Raw genomic sequence first — 16,879 nt, 5'->3', positions numbered from 1 at the left:
TTTTATCAGTACAATAGTTTGAGAAGAAACAAGGAGGCCGTGAAAAAATGTCAGGTTTTAATTTAGGCACAACTACTGCACTAGCAACAGTAGCAATTCGTGTCAAAGATCGTGATAAAATGATTGATTTTTATCGTGATTTGATTGGTTTTGTCTTAAAAGGGGAAGAAAATGCCTTAGCGATTATGGGAACGGTTGAAGATAAAAGTGAAAATTTGTGGTTGGAAGAAAGTCCACGTGCGCAAGATTACTTTGGTAAAGTAAAAAAATTACAGCATTTAACACTGCGAGTAGGTAGTGTAGCAGAATTAAGTGATATTTTTGCACGCTTGAAAAAAGCGGATTATCCAGTGACTATTTTGCTCAATGAGACAGAAGCTCGAATTCAACTAACTGATCCAGAAGAGAATCAATTAGAAATTTATACTCAAGTCAATGAAGCATTGTCTGAAACAGATTTGTTAGCCGCTAGTACCGGAGAACATACGCATTTGTCTGTCGATTCACACTTTGAACACGTGCACTTAAATGTAATAGATGTTACCGAAGAAGCTTCATTTTTACATGAAATTTTAGGTTTTGAAAACAAAGAACAAGGCTATCACTTAAACAATCAATCTTTTCATGTAGGATTAAACAAAGCGGAAAGTGAAGCTATCGCAGTGGAAAGCCATGAAATTTTAGGTTTAGAATTTTTAAAATTTTTTATTAGTGAAGAAAATATTCTGGACTTAGAAAAACATTTAAGTGAGTTGAAAAAAGAATTTTTTATTGATAAAAAGAAATCTATTTTAACCATTTATGATGCGGTTGGCATCGAGTGGTGGTTCGTTCGTCATTAGAAAAAGTCATAAGTTATTGCGAAATGCAAGAGCTTATGACTTTGTTTTTGCATTTTTACAAAGGAGAGTATCAGAATGAAAGTAGCAATCTTAGGATATTCGGGAAGCGGAAAATCAACCTTAGCCAAACATATTGCCATAATGCAACAGATTCCTTGTTTGCATCTAGATACGGTGCAATTTATTGAAAATTGGCAGACGCGTCCCGATGAGGAAGCCAAGGCTCTTGTAAAAGAATTTTCAGCTGGAGCGAATTGGGTTATCGATGGAAATTACACACGCTATTATCAAGCTGAGCGTCTAGAGAAAGCTGATCAAATCGTATTGTTATTGTTTCCACGCTGGCATGCCTTGCGACGTGTGGTGACTCGCTATTTTAACTATCGTGGGAAAACTCGTCCAGACATGGCAGAAGGTTGCGAAGAAAAAATTGATTGGGAGTTTTTATGGTGGGTTTTATATCAAGGGCGCACTAGAGCAATTAGACAACATTATCAAGAAATTAAAGATGCTTATCCTGATAAAACCATTATTGTTCGCAATCAATCGGAATTAGAGAAGTTATACCAACAATATCACTAATTATCGAAAAGGAGTGAAAGGATGTATCCTAAAACGCAAGCAATGATTGCTAAAAAACTAGCGCAAGGCGTTTTTCCTGGTGTCGTCTATCAATTTATTGAACAAGAAAATGAGACGCATGTTTTAGGAGACGCTGCGGTTTTACCGGAGAAAGAAGCGATGACGCAGCAGCATGTCTTTGATGTCGCTTCTTTAACTAAAGTCATTTGTACAACAAGTGTAGTATTACGTTTATGGGAACAAGATAAATTGCAGATAGATGCGCCCCTCAAACAATATTTACCTACTTTTGCGAATGATCAAATTACCTTACGCCATTTATTAACACATACCTCAGATATTCAAACGTGGATTCCCAATCGAGATCAATTATCTGCGTTTGAATTACAAAAAGCGTATCTAACTTTACAACCAGGGGAAAACCTAGGTAAAATAGTGAAATATACTGATGCAGGAACGATTTTATTAGGATTTATGTTAGAAGAATTATTAGGGAAATCCGCAACAATCATTTTTCAAGAAGAGGTCTTGAAGCCAATTGGCATGACAAACAGTCAGTTTCCACCACTAACTGCTAATCGGATTGTACCTACGCAACAATTGGCAGATGGGACAGTCATTAAAGGAATCACACATGATCCTAAAGCTCGCATTTTAGGAGAGCATGCGGGTAATGCAGGATTATTTACGACGATTGACGATATTCACTTGTTCATGCGAACTTATTTTGAGGGCAGTTATTTAAAGTCGGCAACTATCGAGTGGCTATTGCAGGATCATACCCCTATGCAAAACGGGAAGAGGTCATTAGGTTGGGATTTGAAAGAAGATATGTTTTTTCATACAGGGTACACGGGGACTTTTTTGCTAATCGATCCAAGGAAACAGCAAGGATTCGCCTTTTTATCGAATCGTGTGCATCCTGTTGATAAACGCGAAGACTATAAACGACACAGGGATGAAATTATTGCACAGTATTTATCTGAAAAACGATTACAAAACGTGCTATAATAAGCCAATAGAAAAGTAACGAGAGGAGAGCAACAATGCAACCATTATTTATGGAACCTGTATTTCAAGAGAAAATTTGGGGAGGAAGTCGATTAAAAACCGTCTTTGGTTTTGATATCCCCAATGACCATATTGGTGAAGATTGGGCGATTAGTGCCCATCCACATGGCGTTAGTGTTGTACAAAATGGGCCTTACAAAGGACAAACGTTAGATGCATTGTGGGCAGAACACAAGGAATTATTTGGTCAACCAAGCGAAGAAGTGTTCCCATTATTAATAAAAATTTTAGATGCAGAAGATGATTTATCTGTTCAAGTGCATCCAGATGATACTTATGGCTTAGAACACGAAGGAGAGCTTGGCAAAACGGAATGCTGGTATATTATTGATGCTGCACCAGGAGCAGAAATTATTTATGGACATTCAGCGACCACTCGTGAAGAACTCGCACAAATGATTGAAGAAGAACGTTGGGATGATTTATTTGTACGCGTGCCTGTTAAAAAAGGCGATTTCTTCTATGTTCCAAGTGGCACCATTCATGCGATTGGAAAAGGTATTTTAATTTTGGAAACCCAACAAAGTTCGGATACCACTTATCGCGTATATGATTATGATCGAACAGATGATCAAGGGCAAACTCGTGAGTTGCACATTCAACAATCGGTGGATGTCACAACTGTTCCTGCACGTACACCAGAAGTAAGTATTACCGAGGTAAGACATGGTGAATCTGCTGTAGTCACATATTTGAAAACCGACTTCTTTAATGTTTATGAATGGCAAGTAAAAGGTGTATTAAATTTTGTAAAACAAGCACCATACACCTTAGCAACAGTTATCGATGGTTATGGAAAATTAGTTGTTGATGGGGAAGTGTATGAGCTAGAATTAGGAACAAGCTTTATTTTGCCAGATCAAATTACTAGTTGGGAAATTCAAGGTGATGTAAAAATCATTGCCTCAGAACCTGGAGAAAAATAGTGAAAAAACAAGCTTAAACCTTTTGATAGAGGGTTTAAGCTTGTTTTTTTGTTTAGTTTTGAACATTTCGTTTCATCACTGATTCACGTTTAATCAAGCGATGAGGAACAACTACACGAATACTACGTTGTTGTTTATTGTTTAATTGATCCATTAAACGTTGTGTGGCAATTTTACCTAGGGAAGGTACATCGATATCAATACTTGTTAAATAGGGATGAATGAGTGTTGCAAAAATAGAATTGTTAAAGCTGATAATAGAAATGTCTTCAGGAACTCGATAGCCGTATAAATTGACTAATTGCATGATTCGTACAGCAAATAAGTCATCAAGTACCACAATAGCTGTTGCTTTCGTATTGGTCAAGGTTTCTTCAAATCTAACGTAATCATCAGGTGATTCAAAAGTTGCTGCTGAATGAACAGGCAAGTTTGCCATCATTAAGGCTTTTTGATAGCCGAAAAAGCGTTCATAATATAAATTCTCGTGCGTGATATTACTTGCAAAGAGAATTTGTTCGTGACCTTCTTCAATTAGATATTCAGTTGCTTGTTTACCTAATAATTGATTGTCATTATCCACATAAATGGTTTTCTCTTCCGCAATATACGGTTGCCCAATCAAAGTGAAAGGGACTGCTTCTTCTAATAAATAACGAATAATTGGATCATCTTTATCAGAATAAGTCAAAATGAACCCATCGACTTGCTTTTGACGATGCATACGCTGAACATTTTCTAACAGGGTATCAAAGTCTCGTGCTGAAGCAATCGCTACCGACATGCCATAATTGCGTGCTTCATCATTAATTGTCTCAATGGTCTCTAAGTGAAAAGGATTACCGATACGTTCTTTTGAATCTAACGGCGGTAATACGACGCCGATTGCACTTGAAATCTGTTTACCAAGATTACGTGCAGCTAAATTCGGGGTATAACCTAACTCATCCATTACTTTGCGGACTTTTTTCTTAGTCTCTTCCGAAATACTCGGATGGTCATTGATGACACGGGAGACGGTGGATGTCGCCACGCCCGCTTTTTTTGCTACATCTTTTACCGTAATACTCATGTTTTCCCACCTCTCGATTATAGTATCACAGGGAACCATTACCTGCTAGCTTGATTTGAAAAAACGTTCATTTGCCTCAACGACAAATGAACGTTTGTAAGTAGGCCTAGTTGTTTTTTACAGGGATTTCTAGAGAATCTTCTAATGTGTAACTGTCATTGTAAACAGTTAAGGTTAAGGCTTCCCCGTCAATTAATTTCAACGTTACGTGTTCTTGGGTCACAGAAACAGCTAACAGGCGCCCACGATAGTTGATATGAAAGGCATAAGAATCCCAAGTTTTAGGAACAAAAGGAGCAAAGCTTAACACTTCATCAAAGGTTTTCATTTGAGCGAATCCTTGAACAATTCCTAACCAGCTACCAGTCATTGAAGTAATGTGTAAGCCATCTTCTGTATCGTTGTTATAGTTGTCTAAATCTAAACGTGCGGTGCGTTCGTACATTTCCAAGGCTTTGTCTTCCATTCCCAATTCAGCGGCTAAGATCGCATGAATGGAAGGAGAGAGAGAAGACTCATGAACAGTCATTGGTTCATAAAATTCAAAGTTACGACGTTTTTCTTCTTTTGTGAATTGATTGCCTAAGAAATAAATACCTTGTAAGACATCCGCTTGTTTGATAAAGCAAGAACGTAAAATTCGATCCCATGACCAGTTTTGATTTAATGGTAAGTGTTTTGGATCTAACTCAGTGACGTTCATTAAATCTTTATCTAAGAATGTATCATGTTGGACAAACACACCAAGTTCTTCATCAACAGGGAAGTACATTTTTTCAATAATTTCACGCCATTTCGCCTGTTCTTCTTCTGAAATCGTAATTGTTGTTTCTTCTTGATAACGCAAGTAGTTTTCTAACGTATAGTTTAACACCCAAGTCGCAATTGTATTAGTGTACCAGTTATTGTTGATATTATTTTCATATTCATTTGGACCAGTTACGCCATGAATCATATACGCATCGTTACGTTTTGAATAATGCACGCGGTCTGCCCAGAAACGTGCGATTTCGACTAATACTTCTAAGCCGTTTGTTTTAAGGTAGTCTGTATCGCCTGTGTAATTTGTATAGTTGTAAATAGCATAAGCAATTGCACCATTACGATGAATTTCTTCAAAGGTAATTTCCCATTCATTATGGCATTCAACTCCTGTAAAAGTAACCATTGGGTAAAGTGCACCTTTAAGACCTTGTTGACGGGCATTGTGTTGTGCTTGTGGTAATTGATTGTGACGGTATTTTAATAAGTTTTTAGTGACATTTGCATCAGCTAAAGCAAGATATAACGGTACGGCATACGCTTCTGTATCCCAATAAGTTGCACCACCATATTTTTCACCGGTAAAGCCTTTTGGTCCAATGTTTAAGCGCTCGTCTTCGCCATAATAAGTTGAGAAGAGTTGGAACAAGTTAAAACGAATCCCTTGTTGAGCAGCGTCATCGCCTTCAATTGTCACATCAGCTAAATCCCAACGTTTACGCCACGCATCTGCTTGTTCTTGACGTAAAGCATCATAGTCTGAACCAAACTGGGTCATGTATGCTATCGCGGTTGTTACTTGTTTTTCTTCTTCAAAATCACGACTAGTTACTACGATAACTTCTTTTTCTAAACGAATTTTTTCGCCAGCATTCGCTTGAAAATCAAACGTAGCAGCAATCGCTAGTTCACTTGTTTCAATGGTTGTTGGTAAAACGTTGTGCGCCATTGCTGACGTGACTGTAAATTGTTCAATACCAAAATCATTAGGCACAGTACGTGTCGTTAAATGATGAATATCATTAGTCGTTCCTTTGGCTAATTCCTCCCAGAACATCTCATCGTAGTTACTATCTTCATTTTGAACGTTGTTATCTAATTTAGAAACAATATGAATAGCTGCATGGCCTTCTAAAACTTCAGCATCCATGCGAATCATAGCTAATTCTTTTTTTGCGATACTTAAGAAACGTTCAAAAGAAAAAGCAATCGTTGCACCGCCAACTGTTACAGTAAAGCGACGTGATAAGATGCCTGTTTCCATATCAAGTTCCATGTAAAAATCTTGCGGATTAATAACTGAAAGGTCAACAGTTTCACCGTTAACAGTGATATCCATAGCGATAAAGTTCACAGCATTAATTACTTTACCAAAATATTCTGGATAACCGTTTTTCCACCAGCCAACTCGTGTTTTATCAGGATACCAGACACCGGCTAGATACGTTCCTAAATGGTGGTCTGCACTATAATGTTCTTCAAAGTTACCGCGCATACCCATGTAGCCGTTTCCAATACTTGTCAAAGATTCTTGCAAACGACGATTTTCGACATCAAGTTTAGTTGTGGCAATTTTCCATGGATGAATATCAAAAAGACGTTGAATATGTTGCATAATTTATTTCCTCCAGCTCGTTTATTTTATATGTATATATTAAACGCAAACGGTTGCGTTAGTCAAGTGTAATATTGCAGAATAGTTTATTTTATTTTTTAAGCGAAACGATAGAGAAACCGATTGCGTTTTATTATATTTTGTTTTCATTGAAGGAAAAAAAGATGGTTGTTTCACTATACGAAGTGTACTACAATATTTAGTGATGTTGCTGTTAGTCGTGGTTTGAGAGTGAGGAACGTAAAAAGTAATGAAAGTATTAACGTTAAATACCCATAGTTGGATGGAAGAACATCCAGAAGAGAAATTTGAACAATTAGCAGAGATGATTTTAAAAGAAGAATATGACGTGATTGCTTTGCAAGAAGTTAATCAAGGAATTAAGTCAGAACCAGGGATTGTAGGCGACTTATATTGTCCTACAACAGATATGGTTATTCATGAAGATAATTTTGTTTTGCGATTAGTGGATTATTTAGCTGCAAATGATGTCGAATACTACTGGACATGGACATTTTGTCATATTGGTTATCAAAAATTTCACGAAGGTTTGGCATTATTGTCTAAAAATCCGATTTTACCAAAAGATTATTTAGTCTCTCAATATGATGGTGCCGAGGATCATCGTCGTCGTCCGTTATTAACAGGAGTGACAGAAATTGTTGGGCAAATGGTTCGTGTATGTAGCGGGCATTATTCTTGGTGGTCACAAGAGGGATTTGTAACGGAGTGGCAAAATACGGTAGCAGTTTTAAAAGATAGTCCGTATCCTTTGTTAGTGATGGGCGACTTCAACAACCCAGAAGGCACAGAAGGCTACCAGTTAGTGACAGCAAGCGAGTTAGGCTTAATGGATACCTTTGTAACATCTGAGGAACAAATCGGCTCATACACCGTTTCAAAGGCAATTGACGGTTGGAACGATAACCAAGGAAACTTGCGAATTGATTACATTTTTGCTACAAAAGAATTCGTGCCAGAAACTTATCAAGTGATGTTTGATGGGATTAGTGGACCAGTTGTTAGCGATCATTTTGGAGTTGCTGTAAAATTCAACTAAAAAAAGTTGTGGGGAAAAACTTCCTCACAACTTTTTTTAATCTAATGAAAAAATTTCTTCTTTCGCAGTAATGCTACGCTCTTGAACACTAGGTAGTTCTTTTTCTTCAGGGAATAAAACCATCAATGTTGACGCTTTGCCTTTTGCTTTAAGCAATTGATGATCAACACGTGCTAGTAAGGTGTCAGGTGACACTTTATCGCCTTCTTTTACGTGGATATCGAAACCTTCCCCATTTAATTCAACGGTATCAATGCCAATATGTAGCAAAATGTCTTTGCCGTTTTTGGCTTTGACGCCAATGGCATGTTTCGTTGGAAAAATGGTAGTGATTGTTCCTTCGACCGGTGCGTAGATTTCAGCAATAGTCGGTTCGATTGCTAGCCCAGGTCCCATCATACCTTCTGCAAATACTGGATCGCTCACTTGAGACAACGGAATCAACATCCCTGTTGTTGGACTGTGTAGCGTCGCTTTTTTCTTTTTAAATAATGAAAACATCTTTTACACTCCTCTCAAACGCCAAGCAATAAATAGCGTTAGAAAACTTAATAATAAAATAAATCCAATTGCAAAGTAAAAAATTAATTTAATTTGAGATGATGTATTTTCTTTGACTGGTAATAAGGCACGTCGTAAGAAGAAGGTTAACAAAGCACCAATAATATTCCCTGTCATCGCTTGTTGAAAAATTGAAATAAAGACGAACTGTCCCAATAAACCCTCTCTACTTTGTGAAACGCGACTAACAAAAAAGAGAACAGCCGCTTGAAAAAGGGTCAAACAAGCAATAAGATTCCCTAATGCTATCCCAGGAACATATTGAATTAAGTCTTGTATTGCTACATCTTTCATTATACTAGAAATTAGCAAATAAACATAAAATAAAATAGGGAAGAGGACCCAATAAGTTAATAAGATTTGTTGTAGTCGCTTGGAATTTGTTGTCCATCGCAGCATAGTTATCCCTCCGTTAATTGGTAAATCCCGTAAGAACGATACAAGTAATCAATTAAACAATGCAAAGTTATTAATGAAATGACTTCACTATGTTTTTTCCCGATAGTAAAAGGGGAGCAATAATAGTTTAAGTGATGCGTACTATTACGAGCAAAATAGTTATTGCCAGATGCTGTAATCGCAATTACAGGGATTTGACGCATATGAAATGTCGTCAGATTTTCTTTTACATCTGCTGTTTCCCCACTGACAGAAGTCACCATAAAGCAATCATCACTGGTAATCATAGGCATGGCCATATCTAATTCCGTTTTATTGGGTAAGATAATGACTCTTTTTTCTAGTGATAACATCATTTTTGAAAATTCTTCTAAGGGCTTTTTCTGAGAGAATCCAGTTGAGTAACAATAGATCGTTTTACTTTTACTAAGTAGTTCGTTAATTGGTTGCAAATCAACGGAGCGGATATAATCCAGTGTTTGTTGGATATCATCCAATTGTTTATCGTAGATTTGTTTTTCGCTTTCTTCAACTAATAAATGTTGTTGTTCTTGTCGCAAAAAATATTTGAATTCAGAATAACCGGAAAAGCCCATTTTTTTCGTCAAGCGTAAAATCGATGACTTGGATGAATGGACTCTTTCGGCTAAATCAAGAATACTTAAGTTAACAACTTCCTCTGTGTGTTCTACAATGTAATGCAAAATTTCTAAATCTAGCTCACTTAAGTCTTTGGCATAGTGATGAATCAAACGTTGCAATTTCATCAAATCCCTCCTTCTTCCGTTATTATAACTGAAAAAGAAGAAGGAGGGATGAATAACTGCTAATAATTATTTTAATTCAGGCCAAAACTCTTGGTTGGCTTCGATTAAATCGTCTAATAATTGTTTAGCAACCCGCGCATTTGGCACGATGCGTGATAAGGTTAAGGCTTGCCATAGTTTTTGGTAAGAACCCTCTACCCAAGCTTCCACTACTAATTTTTCAACGGATACTTGTTGTTCCATCAAACCTTTTTGGAACTGTGGAATTTTTCCTTGTGTCAATGGTTCAGGACCGTTTGAACCAACGATACAGGGTACTTCAACCATTGCCGTTTCATCAAAGTTTACGATAGCGCCATTATTCGGTACAATCAATAACATTCTTTCATGTGTGTTATAAGCAATCGCACGGGCTAAATCGACAATATAACTTGCATGTTCATCGATTTCAAGAGTGGTACCTTCTGTATTGCCACGCGCAGCAATTGCATTACATTCCCCAAAGACATGTTTTTCACGGCCAGCCATTACTTCATTGGCACGTGTGTAATCAGGGTTTGAATGAGCAACTTCATCTTGAGGGTAGAAATAATATTTCAAATACGTATTTGGCAAAGTATCAGGATCAACAGCATAGACTTCACGTGCTTTGGCAAAAGTGTGCATCCAGCTTTCATCTAAATGTTGTGATTCTTCGATTTCATCTTGTAGAGAATAACCATATTGTGCCACATGTTCCTTAATTTTTGGCATTAAGTCATTGCCATCTTTATCACGAATGTCTGTCCACCAGCCAAAATGATTTAATCCGTAGTAACGCACAACCATTTCTTTACGGGACTTCAATCCGATTGAGCGTGCCATACGTTCTTCAATTCCAACTGGCATATCGCAAATATTGATGATTTTTGAATTCGGACGTAGTTTACGTGTTGCTTCTGCGACAATTGCTGCTGGATTAGAGTAGTTTAACATCCAAGCATCAGGTGAATATTTTTCCATGTAGTCTAAGATTTCTAACACGCCACCAATTGAGCGCATACCATAAGCAATTCCGCCAGGTCCGCATGTCTCTTGACCAACCACACCATATTTCAATGGGATTTTTTCATCTTTTTCACGCATTGCATAAAGACCAACACGGATATGTGCCATAACAAAGTCAACATCAGTAAAGGCTGTTTCTGGATCAGTTGTTGCAACAAAGTTAATGTCAGGTGCTTTTTCTTTTAATAAAATTTCGCAAGCATCTGCGACTTGTTTTTGGCGTTCTTCATTATTATCATAAAATTTAATTTGACGAATAGGGAAACGATCTAAGTTGTCTAATAACATTAAGACAATTCCAGGAGTGAAGGTACTTCCTCCACCGGCAACGACGATTGAAAATTTTTTCATGATTTTATAACACTCCTTAATCTTTAATATCTAATAATTGTTCAAATTGTTCTCTCACTTGAGGAACATCTAAGCCTACAATAACTTGGAACGCTGTACCATTGCGGACAACCCCGTGAGCACCACCTGCACGAAAAGCGTCATCGGTTGCGACAATTGCAGGGTCTTTAACGGTAATACGCAAACGAGTGGCACAATTATTTACTTTATCAATATTATCTGAGCCACCAAATGCTTCTAGATAAATAGCTGCTGATTCACGGTAACGATTGCCTTCAGGCTCACCGTCATCATTAGCTCCGCCTGCTTTTTTCGCTTTGTAATCTTTTTTCGTAAATAGTTTAATATCATCTGAAACAGTTTCGCGACCTGGTGTTGGTAAATCCCATTTCAAAATCAAGAAACGGAAAATTAGAACATACAATACTGCGAACGCTAAACCAATCGCCAATTGTGTAAAGATTTCTGTTTTATGATTTGCAAACATTGGAATCCAGTTTTTCGCTAATAAATCTAGGAAACCACCACCCATATCTCCAGAAACACCAAAGGCATACATAGTTGCTGTCATTGAAGCAGCTAATACAGCATGAATCGCAAATAATGGCGGAGAGATGAATAAGAATGTGAATTCTAATGGTTCAGTAATCCCTGCTAAAAAGGCTGTTAAAGTGACTGGAATTAAAATAGAAATAACTTTCTTTTTGTTTTCTGGTTTTGCAGTCAGATAAAATGCTGAAGCAATCCCAATAGAACCAAACATCTTAGAGTTACCATGCATAGCAAAACCACCTTCAGGGAACAATTCTTTCAATGGTTTTGTAGAAGCAGCAAATTCATTTAGGTTTGCCATCCAAGCACGAGTAATCCCATCTGGTGTTACTGCTGGACCAAATACAAACGGGGAGTAGATAAAGTGATGCAACCCAGTAGGTATTAGTATTCGTTCTAAGAAGGTATAAATCCAAACCCCTAACACGCCTGAACTTGCTAAGAAACCTTGCATGGAGTTAATGCCATTTTGAATTTTTGGCCAGATAAGCGCTACAAGGAAAGCGATTGGTAACATTAAGAAGAATCCAATAATCACAACAAATGAAGAACCTTGGAAAATTCCTAACCAATCAGGCAATTTTGTATCAAAGAAACGATTGTGAATCCAAACAACAATAGCTGAAATGACAATTGCACCGATAATACCTGTATCTAGTGTTTTGATATTGGCAATTAATTTCAAACCACTTGTTCCGCCAGCATCCATAGCGTAATCAACACCAAAGAAATTACTGAAGTTTTTTAACATCCCACCAACGAAGTATTGGAAAGTCAAGTAGACGACAAAGGCTTCCATGACTGCACGAGCATTGGCTTTTTTTGCTAAACCAATTGGCAATCCAATAACAAATAATAATTCCATTTGATTAAAGACTGTCCATGCACCGTCTTCGATAATTGACCAAACTCCGTACCATGCGGTTCCTTCAGTTGCGATACTTCCTACTAACATCGGATTTTTACAAATAATTGCTAATGAAACCATTAAACCCGAAAATGAGAAAAGTAGAACTGGTGTAAACATTGCGCCACCAAAGCGCTGAACTTTTTCCATCATAATTGAGAAAACTCCCTTCTAAAATAACTTACGTGATTACTTTAAGTTAAATTGTGAGCGTTTACAATAGATGGAGTTACTTATGGGACAAAAGAGTAGAAGCTGGTACTAGGTATCAGACGGCGGGAAAATTCCCACAAAAAAACGAGACTCATTTATAAGTCTCGTTTGTAAACTACGCTTGATATTTACGGTTATATGCTAAATCGATTAAACGTTTTGCTAAGGCTTCATTTCGTGCCAAAATTGGTCCGTGGAAGTAAGAACAGAAAACATTCCGATAAATTGCGCCTTCTGTTTGGTCTTCGCCATTATTCCCAAAACCTTCAACAATTTTTCCTAAGGGACGTTCACCTTTTCCTAAGAAGGTACGACCATTGTGGTTTTCAAACCCTTCGTAAGTTTCATCGAACTCTTCATTATAGATTTTTACATCACCAATGAAGCGATTGTTATCTTGGCTCAAGGTATAATGATCCAATGCACCGATGCCATAGATTTTTTCACCGCCAGCACCAATGTAATAGTGACCCAGTAATTGATAGCCACCACAAATGGCCAAAATGACGCCATCATTTTCAATAAATGTCGTTAAACTGTCTTTTTTACTTTGAATATCTTGTGAGACAATCAATTGCTCGTAATCTTGTCCGCCACCAAAAAAGACTAGGTCATAACGATTTGGATCAAATGGTTCGTGGATGCTAACAATTTCAATTTCTAACTCGATATCCATTTTTTTAGCGACGTAATTTAACATCAAAATATTTCCATTATCGCCATAAGTATTTAACAGATTTCCATACAAATGGGCTAGTTTTAATTGTCGTTTAGCCACGTGTCATTCCTCCTTCCATGTATCCTTTGTCTGCTAGTTTTTTACGTAATTGTAAGACAGCAGTATAGGTTGCGAGGATGTAAACATGTTCTGTTGGCAAATCTTTAATACTATCAATAACTTCATCAAGATTTTGTGTTTCTGTAATGATTTCTTCGGCAATGCCGGCAACTTTCAAGCGCAAAGCCATATCTTTATGACGATCACCACCTGCAATTACTTGTGGAATGTCCATCTCGGCAAACGCTTCATGATCGCCATCCCAAATCCAACTAACGTCAATTCCATCGGCGTAGTTGGCATTTAACAGACAAACTAATGAAAATTGATAAGGAGATAAACCAATCATATCGATGACTTGATTTAGTCCCACTGGATTTTTTACTAAAACTAAGGTACATTGCTTCCCATCAATTTCAATCACTTCTTGACGGCCAAAGACTTTTTCATCATAGCCAAGTCCAGCACGAATTTTTTCAGGGCTAACTGTATAATATTCTGCAACAGCAGTAGCAGCTAAGGCATTATAAATGTTGTACATGCCACCAACTTCTAATTTGTATTCATTCCCATCGATGACAAACTCTGCCGAAGTATTTGTCATATTTTTCAATTCCGTTAATTTATAGTCTAATTCTGGACGATGGAAGTCGCAATTCGGGCAATAATATTTCCCCAGATTGGCATAAGTAATCATTTTGTAGTGTAAAATATGTTGGCATTTCGGACACAAAACGCCGTCTGTATTGTAGTGTGCCATTTGTTCATGATCTTCTTCATGATCGAACCCGTAATATTTACGAGGATTAATGGTATCGATTGAATTGAAAATTGGTGAATCACCATTGGTTAAAATAGTTGCGTTTGGTGATTTAGCTGCACCATCAACAATTAGTTGATACGTTGTATAAATTTCACCATAACGATCCATTTGATCGCGGAAAATATTTGTAAAAACAAATAATTCTGGTTTGATGTACTCTGTAACTTTACTTAGACTGGCTTCATCAATTTCAAGGACAGCAAATTTTTTCCCACTTGTTTTTTTCGCAGAAAGAAAAGTAGAGACAATTCCTTGCACCATATTTGCACCAGTTGGATTTGTCAACACATTATCAAATTCTTGACGCAAAATATTCACAGTTAAGGCAGTTGTTAATGTTTTGCCGTTTGTTCCAGTAACCACTACAACTTGATAGTCTTTTGCTAGGTAATCTAGAATGTGCGGATCAATTGATAATGCTAGTTTTCCAGGAAGACTTGATCCTCCCTTAAAAAAATTCTTTAGTATCCATTGTGAGGTCTTGCCAACAAATGCAGCAAAATAACTTCGGATTCCCATAAAAAACCTCCATACGTAAAATGAAATATTCATTACAAATTCAACTTATCATACCATATCTTTGCCAAAAGATTAATCAGCTTCCCTTTTTCTTTAGAATTAAGAAAAAATTTAGCAAGAAAAAAGAAACTCTCTTATAATAAAATAAAAAGGAGTGAAGCGCATGCAACAACGCTATGAACGTCTGCAAGCATTTGGTAAGCAATTGCCTTTTGCAAAAGTTTATTATCGAGAAGATTGGCAAACCATTTATTTTGAAGTAGCCGGCAAAATGTTTGGAACGATGAGTCCAGAACTCTCGGAAACAGCTATTATTACTTTAAAAGGTGAACCAGAAAAAAATGAAGAGTGGCGAGAAATTTATTCAGATATTGTCGCTGGCTATCATATGAATAAAAAACATTGGAATTCAATTACCTTAAGTACAGAAGAACTAAGTGATGAAGAACTAGAACAGATGATTCAACTTTCCTACAATCTCGTTTGGCAAAAAATATCTGCAAAAACCCGAAAAGAATTAACAAAATAGTATCCCTAGGTAGTTACTTAGGTAAACAAGCAAATACCCCTTGCCTAGATTGCTAAGCAAAGGGTATTTTTTTAACCAATAATAATTTTTTCAGTAGGATATTCGTATCCTAAATCTCTTGTTTCTTTAGGGATAAATAACAATAGAGTATACAACATCCCAATCCGTCCAATAAACATTAGTAAAGCAATAATCAGTTTGCCGATTACAGAAAGTTCCGAGGTGATTCCTAGGGATAATCCTGTCGTTCCAAATGCGGAAGTCACTTCTACAATAATGGAAATTAAGGAGACATCTTCTGTAGCAGTTAAGAAAATGACGCAAGCAAAGCACATTAATAGAGATAACATGAAGACAACAACTGATTTACGTACATCATCATTGGCAATTTTGCGACCAAAAATGTTAATATGGCTTTCACTTTTTAAAAACGAAATTAAATACAAACCAATAATGGCGACAGTCGTTGTTCGAACACCCCCACCAACGGAACTAGGGCTACACCCGATGAACATTAATACTGAAAAAATCATTAGAGTAGTTGTTTGAAATTCATTCAAATCATGAATCTGTAACCCAGCATTTCGTGTAGTCATTGAGTAGAACATGCTATTAACCCATTGCCCTACTGCAGTCATATTTCGAAAGAGATGATCTTTTTCTAGGAAGAAAATCGTTAAGGTACCGCCAATGAATAAAATGACGAATGCTAAGAAAGCAATTTTGGTAAATAGGGTGAAACGGAAAGGTAACTGGCGTTTCTTTTTAAACACTTGATAACCAATCCATTCTCGAAAATCCATAATTACCGGAAAGCCAATGCCTCCAATAAAAATTAAAAACATGATTGCTACTAAAAAGAGATTGTCGTTTGCGTAAGGAACAATTGATTCACCGGTCACATCAAAACCAGAGTTGGTTACCGCAGAGATGGCTTGATACAATCCATAAAAAAGTGCATCTAGCCAGCGGTCATAATAACCCATGACTTTGAAATAAATGCCAAAGACGGCACCGCCAATCAGCTGACATACTAAAATAATTGTAAATGTTGTACGAATCATGCGCACAATGCCGCTTAAACGAGGCTGATTCATGTCTGCCATGATTAATTGACGCTGTTTCAATGAGATTTTACGCCGTGAAACAATAAAGAAAAAGGTCGAAATCATCATGACACCCAAGCCACCAATTTGAAAGAGAATTTCTAGTAAAATGACGCCACGTTCATTAAATACCTCATCAATTGGAAAAGTGGACAAGCCAGTCACACTAATCGTACTAATTGCCATAAAGAACATGTCGATAAACGAAACATATACATCTGGTTTTCGAAAAATAGGCAAGTAAAGTAAAATAAGTGCAAGAAGAGTCATTAAAATATAATAGGTAACAATCAGTTGAATTGACGAAATATTTTTTGAGAAAAAATTCTTTCCTCGACGCACTGTAAGACGCGTAAAACGTCCAAAGTTCATAAGAATATCTCCAATCTAAATGTAT

Annotated in this window: 16 protein-coding genes; 6 read left to right on the top strand and 10 right to left on the bottom strand. The window is 36.9% G+C overall.

The annotated features are described in order from the left end of the window. Positions 1-47 precede the first annotated feature (47 nt). The 4 genes from DOK78_RS00950 (at position 48) to manA (ending at position 3,421) form a co-directional block, all read left to right on the top strand. On the top strand, positions 48-842 hold the full coding sequence (locus DOK78_RS00950; protein WP_207871790.1) for a VOC family protein: 795 nt from the start codon (positions 48-50) through the stop codon (positions 840-842). 75 nt (positions 843-917) lie between these two features. After that, a complete protein-coding gene (locus tag DOK78_RS00945; RefSeq protein WP_207871789.1) occupies positions 918-1,424 on the top strand; it encodes a DNA topology modulation protein FlaR in 507 nt (168 codons plus the stop codon). A 21-nt stretch (positions 1,425-1,445) separates the two neighbouring features. Then, complete coding sequence (locus DOK78_RS00940; protein ID WP_207871788.1) at positions 1,446-2,435, top strand: serine hydrolase domain-containing protein; 990 nt, start codon at positions 1,446-1,448, stop codon at positions 2,433-2,435. A gap of 35 nt (positions 2,436-2,470) precedes the next feature. After that, positions 2,471-3,421 carry a mannose-6-phosphate isomerase, class I gene (gene manA / locus DOK78_RS00935; RefSeq protein ID WP_207871787.1) on the top strand — a complete coding sequence of 317 codons (951 nt, stop codon included), beginning with the start codon at positions 2,471-2,473 and terminating at the stop codon, positions 3,419-3,421. A gap of 52 nt (positions 3,422-3,473) precedes the next feature. Here manA and DOK78_RS00930 read toward each other — a convergent pair whose 3' ends face one another. Beyond that, the gene (locus tag DOK78_RS00930) at positions 3,474-4,493 is read right to left on the bottom strand and encodes a LacI family DNA-binding transcriptional regulator (protein WP_207871786.1); all 1,020 of its coding nucleotides are present in this window, start codon (positions 4,491-4,493) and stop codon (positions 3,474-3,476) included. A 106-nt stretch (positions 4,494-4,599) separates the two neighbouring features. Next, positions 4,600-6,870 carry a glycoside hydrolase family 65 protein gene (locus DOK78_RS00925; protein WP_207871785.1) on the bottom strand — a complete coding sequence of 757 codons (2,271 nt, stop codon included), beginning with the start codon at positions 6,868-6,870 and terminating at the stop codon, positions 4,600-4,602. Between the two features lie 250 nt (positions 6,871-7,120). Here DOK78_RS00925 and DOK78_RS00920 point away from each other — a divergent pair, with 250 nt between their 5' ends. Beyond that, complete coding sequence (locus tag DOK78_RS00920; protein ID WP_207871784.1) at positions 7,121-7,930, top strand: endonuclease/exonuclease/phosphatase family protein; 810 nt, start codon at positions 7,121-7,123, stop codon at positions 7,928-7,930. Between the two features lie 36 nt (positions 7,931-7,966). On the opposite strand, the gene DOK78_RS00915 is transcribed toward DOK78_RS00920, so the two are convergent. The 7 genes from DOK78_RS00915 to DOK78_RS00885 all read right to left on the bottom strand — a co-directional run bounded on the left by DOK78_RS00915 (position 7,967) and on the right by DOK78_RS00885 (position 14,847). Further along, positions 7,967-8,431, bottom strand: a complete 465-nt coding sequence (locus DOK78_RS00915; protein ID WP_207871783.1) for a PTS sugar transporter subunit IIA — start codon at positions 8,429-8,431, stop codon at positions 7,967-7,969. A 3-nt stretch (positions 8,432-8,434) separates the two neighbouring features. Next, complete coding sequence (locus tag DOK78_RS00910; RefSeq protein WP_207871782.1) at positions 8,435-8,890, bottom strand: hypothetical protein; 456 nt, start codon at positions 8,888-8,890, stop codon at positions 8,435-8,437. 2 nt (positions 8,891-8,892) lie between these two features. Then, a complete protein-coding gene (locus DOK78_RS00905) occupies positions 8,893-9,657 on the bottom strand; it encodes a MurR/RpiR family transcriptional regulator (protein ID WP_207871781.1) in 765 nt (254 codons plus the stop codon). A gap of 66 nt (positions 9,658-9,723) precedes the next feature. Next, positions 9,724-11,055: a 6-phospho-alpha-glucosidase gene (locus DOK78_RS00900; protein WP_207871780.1), complete on the bottom strand. Its 1,332-nt coding sequence runs from the start codon at positions 11,053-11,055 to the stop codon at positions 9,724-9,726. 16 nt (positions 11,056-11,071) lie between these two features. Further along, positions 11,072-12,667 (bottom strand): alpha-glucoside-specific PTS transporter subunit IIBC, encoded by a 1,596-nt coding sequence (locus DOK78_RS00895; RefSeq protein WP_207871779.1) that lies wholly within the window; start codon positions 12,665-12,667, stop codon positions 11,072-11,074. A 175-nt stretch (positions 12,668-12,842) separates the two neighbouring features. Continuing rightward, positions 12,843-13,505, bottom strand: a complete 663-nt coding sequence (locus tag DOK78_RS00890) for an adenosylcobyric acid synthase (protein ID WP_207871778.1) — start codon at positions 13,503-13,505, stop codon at positions 12,843-12,845. After that, positions 13,498-14,847, bottom strand: a complete 1,350-nt coding sequence (locus DOK78_RS00885) for a Mur ligase family protein (RefSeq protein WP_207871777.1) — start codon at positions 14,845-14,847, stop codon at positions 13,498-13,500. Before DOK78_RS00885 ends, DOK78_RS00890 begins: the two co-directional genes overlap by 8 nt. Positions 14,848-15,010: 163 nt before the next feature. Here DOK78_RS00885 and DOK78_RS00880 point away from each other — a divergent pair, with 163 nt between their 5' ends. Beyond that, positions 15,011-15,376 carry an MmcQ/YjbR family DNA-binding protein gene (locus tag DOK78_RS00880; RefSeq protein ID WP_207871776.1) on the top strand — a complete coding sequence of 122 codons (366 nt, stop codon included), beginning with the start codon at positions 15,011-15,013 and terminating at the stop codon, positions 15,374-15,376. A gap of 71 nt (positions 15,377-15,447) precedes the next feature. Here the strand turns inward: DOK78_RS00880 and DOK78_RS00875 are convergent, their stop codons facing one another. After that, complete coding sequence (locus DOK78_RS00875) at positions 15,448-16,854, bottom strand: TrkH family potassium uptake protein (RefSeq protein ID WP_207871775.1); 1,407 nt, start codon at positions 16,852-16,854, stop codon at positions 15,448-15,450. Positions 16,855-16,879 lie beyond the last annotated feature (25 nt).

The sequence above is a fragment of the Enterococcus sp. DIV2402 genome (assembly GCF_017426705.2).
Classification (GTDB): domain Bacteria; phylum Bacillota; class Bacilli; order Lactobacillales; family Enterococcaceae; genus Enterococcus_F; species Enterococcus_F lowellii.
This window is presented reverse-complemented; position numbering and strand designations above follow the sequence as displayed.